The 11,891-nt window shown below is 59.0% G+C and carries 13 protein-coding genes; 1 reads left to right on the top strand and 12 read right to left on the bottom strand.

Going from position 1 to position 11,891, the window contains the following annotated elements; genetic code table 11:
• From tssG to M2366_RS09230, 6 genes are all read right to left on the bottom strand, one after another.
• On the bottom strand, positions 1 to 999 hold the full coding sequence (gene tssG / locus M2366_RS09255) for a type VI secretion system baseplate subunit TssG (RefSeq protein WP_042043865.1): 999 nt from the start codon (positions 997 to 999) through the stop codon (positions 1 to 3).
• Complete coding sequence (tssF, locus tag M2366_RS09250) at positions 963 to 2,729, bottom strand: type VI secretion system baseplate subunit TssF (protein WP_259236021.1); 1,767 nt, start codon at positions 2,727 to 2,729, stop codon at positions 963 to 965. Before tssF ends, tssG begins: the two co-directional genes overlap by 37 nt.
• A 3-nt stretch (positions 2,730 to 2,732) precedes the next feature.
• A complete protein-coding gene (tssE, locus tag M2366_RS09245) occupies positions 2,733 to 3,164 on the bottom strand; it encodes a type VI secretion system baseplate subunit TssE (protein ID WP_042043868.1) in 432 nt (143 codons plus the stop codon).
• A gap of 6 nt (positions 3,165 to 3,170) precedes the next feature.
• Entirely contained in the window at positions 3,171 to 4,649 is a 1,479-nt protein-coding gene (gene tssC / locus M2366_RS09240; protein ID WP_224430561.1) for a type VI secretion system contractile sheath large subunit, read from the bottom strand.
• Positions 4,650 to 4,684: 35 nt separating this feature from the next.
• Positions 4,685 to 5,188, bottom strand: a complete 504-nt coding sequence (gene tssB, locus M2366_RS09235; protein ID WP_042043873.1) for a type VI secretion system contractile sheath small subunit — start codon at positions 5,186 to 5,188, stop codon at positions 4,685 to 4,687.
• A gap of 483 nt (positions 5,189 to 5,671) precedes the next feature.
• Positions 5,672 to 5,848: a hypothetical protein gene (locus M2366_RS09230; RefSeq protein ID WP_259269537.1), complete on the bottom strand. Its 177-nt coding sequence runs from the start codon at positions 5,846 to 5,848 to the stop codon at positions 5,672 to 5,674.
• Positions 5,849 to 6,206: 358 nt separating this feature from the next.
• On the opposite strand from M2366_RS09230, the gene M2366_RS09225 reads away from it, so the two are divergent.
• Positions 6,207 to 6,515 (top strand): hypothetical protein, encoded by a 309-nt coding sequence (locus M2366_RS09225; protein WP_224430563.1) that lies wholly within the window; start codon positions 6,207 to 6,209, stop codon positions 6,513 to 6,515.
• A 296-nt stretch (positions 6,516 to 6,811) separates the two neighbouring features.
• Here the strand turns inward: M2366_RS09225 and M2366_RS09220 are convergent, their stop codons facing one another.
• From M2366_RS09220 to M2366_RS09195, 6 genes are all read right to left on the bottom strand, one after another.
• Entirely contained in the window at positions 6,812 to 7,663 is an 852-nt protein-coding gene (locus tag M2366_RS09220) for an aldo/keto reductase (RefSeq protein ID WP_259269536.1), read from the bottom strand.
• A gap of 125 nt (positions 7,664 to 7,788) precedes the next feature.
• Entirely contained in the window at positions 7,789 to 8,850 is a 1,062-nt protein-coding gene (locus M2366_RS09215; RefSeq protein ID WP_259269535.1) for an alpha/beta fold hydrolase, read from the bottom strand.
• A gap of 104 nt (positions 8,851 to 8,954) precedes the next feature.
• On the bottom strand, positions 8,955 to 9,185 hold the full coding sequence (locus M2366_RS09210; protein ID WP_259269534.1) for a flavodoxin: 231 nt from the start codon (positions 9,183 to 9,185) through the stop codon (positions 8,955 to 8,957).
• A gap of 45 nt (positions 9,186 to 9,230) precedes the next feature.
• Positions 9,231 to 9,701, bottom strand: a complete 471-nt coding sequence (locus M2366_RS09205; protein WP_259236015.1) for a cupin domain-containing protein — start codon at positions 9,699 to 9,701, stop codon at positions 9,231 to 9,233.
• Positions 9,702 to 9,728: 27 nt separating this feature from the next.
• Positions 9,729 to 10,757, bottom strand: a complete 1,029-nt coding sequence (locus tag M2366_RS09200) for an MBL fold metallo-hydrolase (RefSeq protein ID WP_259269533.1) — start codon at positions 10,755 to 10,757, stop codon at positions 9,729 to 9,731.
• Positions 10,758 to 10,860: 103 nt separating this feature from the next.
• Positions 10,861 to 11,844, bottom strand: a complete 984-nt coding sequence (locus tag M2366_RS09195) for an aldo/keto reductase (protein ID WP_259236013.1) — start codon at positions 11,842 to 11,844, stop codon at positions 10,861 to 10,863.
• Between the last annotated feature and the right edge of the window lie 47 nt (positions 11,845 to 11,891).

Here is an 11,891-nt window from a genome sequence, read left to right as displayed (position 1 = left end):
TCACTCCTGCACACAGATGGTCACGTAGGGATCTTCCGGCGGCTGGCCGAGAAAACTGCTCCATCCCAGCCGACCGCTCTGCTCCTCGCCGAGCTGCATGCCGTGGGCCTGGGCCGGGGCGAAGCCCAACCGCAGATCCCAGGCAAGCTGATCGCGCAAGATGAAGGAGACGAAGGTCACCAGGGGTTGGAAATGCTCGCCGTTCGGAAGAAAGGTGAGAAACTCTTCATGAGTTAAGTTATTTATTTTCAACAAAAATTTACCTGCACAATCCTTGACGCCCGCGCCTATGACCAGATCGCTGCCCAGGGAGGCATTGGCACGACCGAGCCGGTTCTGCTGTTCGCCGTGAATGGCAACCCGGCGTGGCTGCCAGGCAACCACTTCGACATCGAGCAGGTCGAAACAGTGGGCCACCAGACCCGCCACCACCTCGGGGGAGCGACTGGGGCTGGCCAGCATTCCGGCGTAGGAGAGCATCTTGGCGCGGTTGACCGGCAGGCTGTGGCACAGCTCGTCGTTGCCCAGTCCCACCAGGGCAAACATCAGCCGGGAGAAGCCATCCTCACCATCGTTTTGAAAGCGCACGTGGTAGCGATACTTGCGCCAGATGCGATGGAGCAGGGTCAACAGCCGGTGGTGGAAGAAGTCCAGGAACAGGCCGAGCTTTTGCTCCCCTTGGGCATACTCCCAGGCCAGGGAGTCCAGGTAGTAACCGGGCATGGGGGACTGGCTGCCGTGCAGGCCGAGGAAGGCGACTTCCAGGTGGTGACGCCCCTCGTCATCGCGATCCACCGTCAGCACATCGCTGGTCGGAAAACCCAGCGAAGCAGACGACTTGAAGCGGATCCGCTCCCGCTCGGGCAGGTAATCGAGTCCGCTCTCCTGATCCAGGCCATCCTGCTGGCGCAAGAGCTCCACCAGCTGGAAGAAATTGTAGCGAGCCGCCTCCTGGGCGGGCCTCACATCAGGGAGTGCTGACCTATCTGTACCGGCCACTTGTAGCACTCCTTGTTGTCCAAATTGACCACCTCGAGCAGGTGGAAGGCGTTCACGCTGGCGTAGAGCGAGAGGAAATGTGCCAGCACAGTGCTGAACAGATAGAGCTCGCCCTCGCTGCCAAAGGCAGATTGACGAATGGAGAGCACCGACTTGAGTCCTCGCACCGGCATGCCCTTGACCAGACGATCGACCGGACTGGTGGTTATCTCCTCGATGCCGGCCAGTCGCTTGCGCGATGCCTGCTCCGCCTGCTTGTCTTGCAGCGCGGGAAAATCGTAGGTACGCAACACCTGCACCAGGGCATCCCGGCGCAGCAAAGAGACGTAGTTGAGGGACAGGTTGGAGATGAGGGTCCAGTGCAGGCTGCCATCCAGAGCCGGATGCAGGGGCCGGGTTGGCCGCATCAGATTCCTGAAGGTGGCAAAGGAGGGGGAGCTGCCGGTCGGCACGCAGATATCCCCGACCTTGAGCCGCGCCGCCTTGCCTCTGTTGGTACAGGTCAGGGTCACAGAGATGGACTCATCGAGCTGCACCATGCTGGTCTCGTCGCCACGCACGAAGGAGAGTTGATGCTCAAAGCCCTCCCCGGCCACCGACTCCTTGACCCGCACCCGGTAGTAGAGCGCCAGGCGGCCCTTGGCCCGCTCAATCTGATGCTGGAAACTCTCAAAAGGCTGATAGAGTCGCGGCGCGCCCCGGGCACGGCCCAGATTGCCCTCGGCCCAGCCTTCCACCTTGTCCACCGAGAAGATCTCGAAGCTGTCGCTGTGGCGATAGCTGGCCTTGAGGGGATATTCGGTCTGGCGGCCATTGAGGTTGATGGGCTCGCTGTCGTGCTGGAACAGGTTGATGGCCGGCACGCAGTTGAGCATGAAGGAGTCGGGCCGGATCTTCAGATCCGCTGGCAGCGGTCTGGTGAAGCAGAAGTGGATCTTGAACGCGCTGACCGGCAAGGGCTGGCGCGGCCAGTCGCCACCGGAGAGCTCGAAAAACAGGAAGCTTTGCGGGAAGCAGAAGAACTCCTGCAAGATCCGGTAGCCGGAATAGACGTTGTTCGGGTAAGGCAGCAGCGCATCATCACGCTCAAAACCGACGCTGCGCAGGGCTTTGGCATCCTGGCGAAAGCGCTTGCCCTCGACTTCCAGCTCGATATGGGAGAGCTGGTGCGAAAGCCAGAAATAGAGCTCATAGGCGGTGTAACCATCCCCCCCCAGATAGAGCCGCAACTTGTCCAGTTGCAGGTCGCTCAGGGGCAGCGGGCCATGGAGTGAAATGTCCAGGCTGATGGTGGAGAGATCCGTGCCGCTCTGGGCATCTATTCGCGCGATGTCGGCGGGGTAGATCCAGGCATCCCGGCAGGTCTTGAAATGGCAGCTCACCCCATCCTGGGGGCGGCTATCGAGCAGGCAACCCTGGCTGACCAGGGCGGGTTGGGCAATGGAGCCCGGGATCACGGAAAACTGCATCATGGTCATGCTGGGCACGGGACGCAGGTAGTTTGGCCAGAGCATGCCGAGCAGGCCATGGGTCAGCTCGGGGAACTCATCTTCGATCTTGGCCCTCAGATTGCCCGTCAGGAAGGCAAAGCCTTCCAGCAGGCGCTCGACGTCGGGATCGGTATTTTGTTCCGACAGAAATCGGGTCAGTTCGGGATGGGCATCGGCAAATTCGCGACCTTGCAGGCGCAAAAAAGCGAGTTCATCCCTGAAGTAGTGTTCCAGCGGCATTGATCAGACCATGCGGTAGTGACGGTGGTTGTCCATGTGGACATTGAACGAGGCAATCTGCTCCAGATTTTCCAGTCGTATGTGGGCGGTCACCTGAAAAGACATCTCCAACGGATTGTCCTGATAGTCGGGTGTCCTGACCTCCACATGGGTGATCCTCGGCTCATAGCGTCGGATGCACTGCCGGATCGCTTCCCGGACCCGCCCCTTGATGTCCGCCTGACCCTGGGTCGCATCGTTCAAGTCGATGACACCCAGTTCCGGGGAACTGGCACAACTGCCGGGACGGGTGTTGAGCACCTGATCGAGCTGGCGTTTCACCGAGCCTATCAATTGCTCAACATCCGAAGCGGGGGGAGTTGCAAGCCCCTCCCCCCGTATACGATCGAACAGACTGGCCGCATTTCCTCTATCCCAGGAAGAGAGATACGGCATGGGTCATTATTCCTTGTCCAGGCGCCCTACCAGAGAGAGCTCGAAGCTGGCACCCATGTACTTGAAGTGCGGACGCACCGACATGGCAACCTGATACCAACCCGGCTCCCCTTCCACGTCCAGCACCTTGATCTGGGCGGCACGCAGCGGACGGCGGCTACGCACGTCTGCCGGCGGGTTTTCCTGATCCGCCACGTACTGCTTGATCCAGCCATTGAGTTCACGTTCCAGATCCTGACGCTCTTTCCAGGAACCGATCTGCTCGCGCTGCAGCACTTTGATGTAGTGGGCCAGGCGGTTGATGATGAACATGTAGGGCAGCTGGGTACCCAACTTGTAGTTGGTCTCCGCTTCCTTGCCCTCTTTGGTGTTCGGGAACACCTTGGGCTTTTGCACCGAGTTGGCAGAGAAGAAGGCCGCATTGTCGCTGTCTTTGCGCATGGTCAGGGTGATGAAACCCTCCTCGGCCAGCTCATACTCACGGCGATCGGTGATCAGCACTTCGGTCGGGATCTTGGCCTGCAACTGACCCATGGCCTCGTAGACATGCACGGGCAGGTCATGGATGGCGCCACCGCTCTGGGGACCGATGATGTTTGGGCACCAGCGGTACTTGGCGAAGCTGTCGGTCAGGGAAGAGCCCATCAGATAGGCGGTATTGCCCCAGAGGTAATGGTCATGATCCGAGCTGATGTCTTCTTGATAATTGAAGCCCTTGATGGGGTTTTCAGTCGGGTCGTAAGGCAGACGCGCCAGGAAACGCGGGGCGGTCAGGCCCAGATAGCGTGCATCCTCGGATTCACGCAGCGAGCGCCACTTGGTGTAGGAAGGCCCTTCGAATACCGACTTCATGTCCTTGATCGACGGCAGATCGGTGAAGCTGTCCACCCCGAAGAAGGCGGGGGCGACCGAGGAGATGAAAGGTGCGTGCGCCATGGCGCCGACCGCACTGACATACTGCATCAGCTTGATATCGGGGGAGCTGTGGGTGAAGGCGTAGTCGCCGATCACGGCACCGATCGGCTGGCCACCGAACTGGCCATAGCCCGTCGAATAGACATGCTTGTAGAGGCCAGACTGGGTGATTTCTGGTGAAAATTCAAAATCTTCCAGCAGCTCTTCCTTGGTAGCATGGAGCAGTTGGATCTTGATGTTTTCACGAAAATCGGTGCGATCGACCAAGAGCTTCAGGGAGCGCCAGGAGGACTCCAGCTCCTGCAGTTCACCGGCGTGCAAGATGACATCCATCTGTTTGCTCAGCTTCTTGTCGAGTTCGACAATCATGCTGTCAACCAGTGCCTTGTTGACGGGTTCTGCCGTTGAACCATTGTCCAAGATATTGGCAATGAGAGCGGCAACCCCTTGTTTCGCAACGCTATAACCTTCATCAACCGGGCTGATGCGGGCCTGCGCCATGATTTCGTCCAGCAAGGACCCAGAGGCGCTGCTGGCCCCTGCCTGTACCTGTTCTTCGACCAAAGACATGTCTATTTCCCTTCTCGTCAATCAGTTCCGCCGCGTTACTCGGCAGGCTTAATCACATCCAGTTCCTTGAGCAGTTGCTCACGGGCTTCGTCGCTGGACAGCAGATCCTGCAGGCGGTTGCGGAACGCCGGGATATTGCCGAGCGGTCCCTTGAGGGCCACCAGGGCTTCTCGCAACTCCAGCAACTTGCGCAGTTCGGGCACTTGCTGAGCAACGCGATCCGGGGTGAAGTCTTCCAGAGACTGGATCTGGATGGTGACAGGCAGTTCATCCTGGCTGTCTTCTTCCAGACGATTGGCCACGGAGAATTTCAACTCCAGACCGGATTCCTTCATGACAGAAGAGAAGTTGTTCTTATCGATGGAAACGGTCTGACGCTCTTCAATGGGCGTGTCTTCAGTCCGTCCCTTCATATTCCCAACCACCATCATGGTCAACGGAAGTTCTATTTCCGCCTGCTGACCACCGGTTGCCGGGACATATTTGATATTGATACGTTCTTTGGGCGCTACTGTGGCGCCGTCGATTCCCTTTCCCATGCTATAAGTACCATCTTGGATCCACTTAGGTGCACTAGGTTGGTCTCGATATAGCCCGGTGGCAACCTGTCAAAAATAACAGTTGACGCTCCACCTCATAAAAACTCTTTTTCAAAAATACCAACAACAAACCATAAAGTGCTGAATTAACTAAAAAAAATAAAACAAACTCCTTAAGCAGATCGTCATTTAGTATGCACTCATTAACTGGGTAGATAGCGACAGTTTTTTATAATACCTGTCAGATCTGACAGGTATTATCAGGCGACCAATTAACCAGCAAAAATAATGTGTCATTAAAATGTCATGTATTGTTCGCAATTCATCACAATCATCATGACGGAATAATTGATGTGCGCTCCCGGGGCATGTCGTTCAGATATATCGTCGTACTGGCTCAGCGAGGGGTTATCGAAAATGGAGTATGAACATCACTATTTCCCGTGGATCGCCTGCCGCGAGGCAAGCTGGGGCAGCCCTGTATCACCCAGGCGACGGCCACGCGATAATTGGCCTCACCCACTGTTTGGCCAGGGTCAGAATGGCAAACAGCGGCAGCGTCACCGTGATGGCATCACGGACCTTGGCGATGAACGGGTTGCTGGCGCTGCCACCCCATTCGACGAACCAGATGCCTTGCGAACAGAGCCAGTGAATCACTTGAAAGAGCCCTGAACCATCCCATGGATGACCAAGCGCTCTGTAAGGGAATATCGGCCGCCACTGATTGATTTGTAGAAACAGGGGCCCCTCCCGCCACAAGAATCGCCCCTTGAGTCGCCCTCCCTTATCTAAAGTTGACAATATAATCAACGCTTTGCACCAAGAAGTGCCGGAAGGGACGCTAGCGTGCCGACACATTCACAGCCAATGGAAAACGCACGGCACACTCACACGGCCGCCATCCTGAGCTGTGCAGGTTTTTCATACACTTTCGTGTTTTGTAGCAAGCTGCCATTCAGCCAATCCCGGGTAATTTACCGTTGTTTAATTACCATGACTTAATCAGGGGAACATCATGACAAATCTCGCACCTTTCCAGGCAGTGCTCGGGCAGGGTTTAACGACGATTAGAGAGTCAGTGGTGAAGATATTTGGCAACGAAGGGGGCCTTCTACTTTACTGCAACCTGAACCACAGTGACATCCTCTGGTATCCGACCGTGGTGTCGTCGCTAGGCGAACACCGTGTCGTGAATGATGCCGGGATAGCTCAAGGCTTCACCACCAGACACGAAGCCGAGGAGTACATGCAGAGAGTGTGCAGGGTACTTCCCATTGAAATTGTGGAGAACACCGCCCCCTCCTCGCGGACTCTCTTGGGCTAAAGCCCTCATTCATAATGGGTTGTCTCCCGGTGGCCCTCATGGCACCACTGACCCCGGAGATGGCTGTAACCGACTGGTCGGTGAGGTCATTCAGAGAACAAAGCCTGCTGCCCTCTCCCGCACGAAGCCGATAGAGCAATCAGTGAGTGATAGATTTGGATCAGACGAGCACTGTTAGCCGTCTTGCGCTTCTGATCTGGGCGGTTGTCCTGATGTTCAGGCACCAGACTCCAGTTGGCGGCGAACCGCGCCACCAACCGTCTGTCATCTCCCGACGCCATTGCTGATTGCCCTTGTCAGACGTCGAGCTTGCGCCGGGTCAGCCACTCAACCATGGCGGGGTCGCGGTGAGAGAAGAAGGCGCTGGTCGCCGTATCCAGCGCGGCTATCTGCACCATCTCTTCCTGACTGAGCTCGAAGTCGAGGATATCGAGGTTCTCCTTCATCCTCTCCTTTCGCACCGATTTGGCCAGCGACGCTATGCCACGCTGGAAGATCCAGCGCAGCGCGACTTGTCCCACGCTCCTTCCCCGCTTCGCGCCGATGGCGGTCAGCACCGGGTGCTGGAACAGACCATTTCTGCCCTCTGCGAAGGGAGCCCACGCCTGTGGCTGTATCTGCCGACTCTGCATCCAGGGCGCGGCATGCAACTGCTGATTGAAGGGGTTCACCTCTATCTGGTTGACGGCAGGCACCACCTTGTTGAACGCCATGAGATCCGCCAGCCGATCCGGCTGGAAATTGCTGACGCCGATTGCCCGGATCTTGCCGGCTTGCTGCAACTCCTCCATCGCCCGCCAGGCGCCGTGGACATTCCCGTAGGGCTGATGGATGAGATAGAGATCCACATGATCGAGCTGCAGGCGATTCAAGGAGCGCTCGAACTGCGCCTTGGCTCCCTCATAGCTGGCGTCTTGCAGCCAGAGCTTGGTGGTGACAAAGAGCTCGTTGCGCACGATGCCGCTCTGCCTGATCCCGTTCCCGACCTGGGTCTCATTCTGATAGGAGGCGGCGGTATCGATCAGCCGATAGCCGCTGTCGATGGCCTCGATGACGGCACGCTCGCACTCTGCCGCGTCTGTCATCTGAAAGACCCCAAAGCCCAGCAGGGGTATCTCTATACCGTTATTGAGTCTGACTGTGTTCATCTCATTTTCCTTTCGCTGTGGTGTGACTGGCATGACGCAGCCAAGGGTCTCCAGGGATCAATTCGTTGCCAGGGTGCGCTGACCACCTTAATTGTGCATATCAGGCACCCTGCCGTTATCCCTGGTTATTGCAGACCCTTCTCTTTCAGGAACTGGCTGACCAGATCGGCAATCTGCATATTGTTCAGATCGGAGAAGGGGAAGTGGGTGTTGCCCTTGATGCCGATCTCGGGCAGATGGACGACGGTGACATCCCCTCCGTGCTGGTTGACCAGATCCCGCCACTGGCGGGCCATCGCCAGCCGTACTCGCCAGCTGTCCTGGGCGGGCATGGCAGTCGGTTTGTCTGGGATGTTGTCGCCATACAGGATCAGCACCGGGATCTTGGTCAGGCTCATGAACTGCGCCATTGTCACCGGCTCCCCCTTCAGGGTATCGAACGCACTCGGCATGGGGGCTGGCAACGCCTGCTCAGGGAAGAGGAAGCCACTGCCTGGTTCGAACGCGACTATGGCCTTCACCTTGTTGCTTTTTATGGCGGTATGCCAGCCAGGTCCGCCCCCCTGAGAGTGGGTGAACAGTATGGCCGGACCACTCTTGTCCACCACAGCCGCCATGGCATCGGCGATGACGTTGACATCAAAGGGCCCGGTGTTGGGTGTCATCTGGCGGAAATACTGGTTCAGCACCGCTTGATCCTGCGAGAACTGGACCTCTTTGAAATAATCCGGCCAGACGCCGAGGCGGAACTGATTGAACCACAACTGCTCATCCGGCTTGGGGGCCACTGTCCCCTCCACCATGCTGCGACCCGCGCTGCCTCTGCGGGGTTGATCGACCAGATAGGTCGCAAACCCCCGGCGCAGGAAGAGGGTCTGGAAACCTTCCCGGCCATCCGGCGTGGTCTGCCAGGTACGGGAAGACTGACCCGCGCCGTGAAGCATGACGATCGGATATTTGTGCGGGTTGGACGGGATCTGATAGAAGACGCTGGAATGATCCCCATGGTACGTCTGACCGGCAGGCTCCAGTGGTTTCTTGGGGTCGAAGGTGCCGGGTGCGGTGACGACGGCGCCCCCCGCAGCAAAGCTGCCTTGCTCCTGAATAACCAGGGGATCGGCATGAGCGGGGGCCACAAGCACCCCTGCCAGCATGCAAAAAAGCAATGATTTACTGAGTATCTTCATGGTTGTGTTTCCTTGTTTGGCATCAAGCATCAATCCTGTTTACGTAATGAACGTCACCTGTCGCCATCACGACGATGACCTGTCTGCCTCGCCCAAAGATGAGATCAAGTCCCTCTGGCCTCCAGCCACCGGGCTACTGTCTCGGTCGTTCGCCTCTCCTGATCGCACTCCATGATCAGTGGTGCATCTCGCCGGGCACCTGACGCCAGTCTGGCGAGTACCGCCTCGCTATCCCCGATGCCATAGCCACCGTGGGTGATGAAAGGAACCAGCCGCTTACCCGCCAGATCATGGGTGATCAAGAAGCGCTTGATCACGCTAAGGGGCGGTACCAAGGTGCACTGATTGGGGATCGGGCTGACTGTTATTCCCCCGCATGCTCAATTCCGGCCCCCGGCGACGGAGGCGCGATAATCACCCTCGCTCACCTGCGCAAGCCAAGTCACCACCTGGCCATCCTGCCGTTCAGCCAGCGCCAGGTGGGTCATGGGAGTATCAGGTGCCGCACCATGCCAATGCTTCACGCCAGCCGGGATCCAGACCAGATCCCCTGGCCGGATCCCCTGGACAGGACCTGCTGCCATCTGCACCCGCCCTACCCCGCTGACCACGTAGAGGGTCTGGCCCAAAGGATGGGTATGCCAGGCGGTGCGCGCCCCCGGCGTGAAGCTGACCAGGCCGCCAGAGATGGCGGCGGGCGCCGTGCCCTGATATAGCTGATCCACATAGACATCCCCGACGAAGAACTCGCTGGCACCCTGGGTTGCAGGCACCAGTCCCGGGGAAAATACCTGTATCGTCTGGTCTTTTGCCTCGGCCTGGGCGAGCGTGGTTGCGGATATTGGGTTCATTGTCGACTCCTGCGTTTTAAAAATGTGTCACTCGCGCCACCAGGCGCTGCCCTCATGGGGGGCCAGCACGTTCAGGGGCTCGCCCATCATCGGGGTGGTCAATGGGATCTGCTGCTCGGCGGCCAGATGGACAATCTGCTCGAGCGGGTCATCCCACCCATGCATGGCCAGATCGAAGGTGCCGTTGTGGATCGGATAGAGCCACTGCCCGCGCAAATCGTGAAACGCCTGCGCCGTCTGCGCCGGCAACATGTGCACGTACTCCCAGCGCTTGTCGTAGGCCCCGGTCTCGAGGAAGGTCACGTCGAACGGGCCGAAACGCTTGCCGATCTCCTTGAAGCCATCGAAGTAACCGCTGTCACCGCTGAAGAAGAGAGTGGCTCCCTCCCCACGAATGACCCAGGAGGCCCACAGGGTCTGATTGCCATCCCCAAGGCCACGGCCGGAGAAGTGCTGGGCCGGGGTAGCGATAAACTCAATGCCGCTGACCCGGGCCTTCTGCCACCAATCCAGCTCCCTGACCTTGTGCCGGGGGACACCCCAGGCAACCAGGCGCGCCCCCACGCCGAGCGGCGTGATGAAGTGGCTGACCTTATCCTGCAGCGCCAGGATGGCGTCATGGTCGAGGTGGTCGTAGTGATCATGGGAGAGGATCACCGCCTCTATGGGGGGCAGCGCATCCAGGGTGATGGGCGCTGCGTGCCAGCGCTTGGGGCCAAACCATTGCACCGGCGAGGCGCGCTCGCTGAACACGGGATCCGTCAGCCAGAACTTGCCCTGCAATTTGAGCAGCAGACTGGAGTGGCCGAGGCGCCACACACTGTTGTCCGGGGCGGCTATCAGCCCTTCACGGCTCATGGCTTGCACCGGGATGGCGCGATCCGGCACAGTGCCATCAGGCTTGGCGAACAGAAAATCCCACCAGAGCCGTACCCCTTCCCAGGTGCTGCGCTGCGGCAGTGCCACGACATTGCTGAATTGACCCGCCTGATACTGGGAAGAGTCAGGGTGCGCGGGCAGGCCCGGTTTCAATACATAGGAAAAGATGCCTGCCATCACGGCTCCTGTTAGCAACCAGAGAGAACGCCGGCCCCTTGGAACGGCGCGAGAGAGTACAGAAGGGTTCTGCATTCATGAGACTCCTGTTGACGATCCGACCTTAGCGACCCACGTTGTGCTGCAGGTGTGACGGATAGCGATCCCCCTCCACCTTGATCCCGACCAGGGCACGCTGGATGTCTCCCAGATCGGTGGCGCTCAGTGCCACCCGAGCTGCGCCCAGGTTCTCCTCGAGCCGATGCAGCTTGGTGGTGCCGGGAATGGGGGCAATCCAGGGCTTTTGTGCCAGTAGCCAGGCGATCGCAATCTGGGCAGACGTCACCCCCTTGCTGGCCGCAAGGTCGCTCAATACCTCGACCAGATGCTGGTTGGCCTGACGCGCCGCCTCGGCAAAACGTGGAACTATGTTGCGAAAATCCGCGTCATCGAATCGGGTATCGGCTTTGATGGTCCCGGTCAGGAAGCCCTTGCCGAGGGGGCTGAACGGCACAAAGCCGATGCCCAGCTCCTCCAGCAGCGGCAGGATGGCCTGCTCCGGCTCGCGCCACCAGAGGGAGTATTCGCTCTGCAGCGCCGCCACCGGCTGCACGGCGTGGGCGCGACGAATGGAGTCGACACCGGCCTCGGACAGACCGAAGTGGCGTACCTTGCCCTCCTGGATAAGGTCTCGCACTGTGCCAGCCACCTCTTCCATGGGGACATCGGGATCGACGCGGTGCTGGTAGAAGAGATCGATCACATCGGTGTTGAGGCGGCGCAGCGACGCCTCCGCCACGGCGCGGATGGTGGCCGGGCGGCTGTCCAGCCCCTCCGATGTCTTGCCGTGCTTGAAACCGAACTTGGTGGCGATCACCACCTTGTCCCGGAACGGGGTCAGTGCCTCCCCCAGCAGCAACTCGTTATCGCCAGGGCCATAGGCCTCGGCGGTATCGAAGAAGGTCACCCCCAGTTCATGGGCACGGCGGATCAGGGCGATGGCCTGCCCCTTGTCCGTGGCCGGGCCATAGCCAAAGCTCAGCCCCATGCAGCCCAGACCGATGGCCGACACTGCCAGCCCGCTGTTACCCAAAGTACGTGTTTGCATGATGGATCCTTTTTCCTGAAAGGCGCTCTCCTTGGAGAGCGCCATGG

It is taken from the genome of Aeromonas sp. BIGb0405, from assembly GCF_024807335.1.
Classification (GTDB): Bacteria; Pseudomonadota; Gammaproteobacteria; order Enterobacterales; family Aeromonadaceae; genus Aeromonas; species Aeromonas rivuli.
The sequence above is the reverse complement of the archived record's forward strand: the minus strand, read 5'-3'. Positions and strand labels throughout refer to the sequence as shown.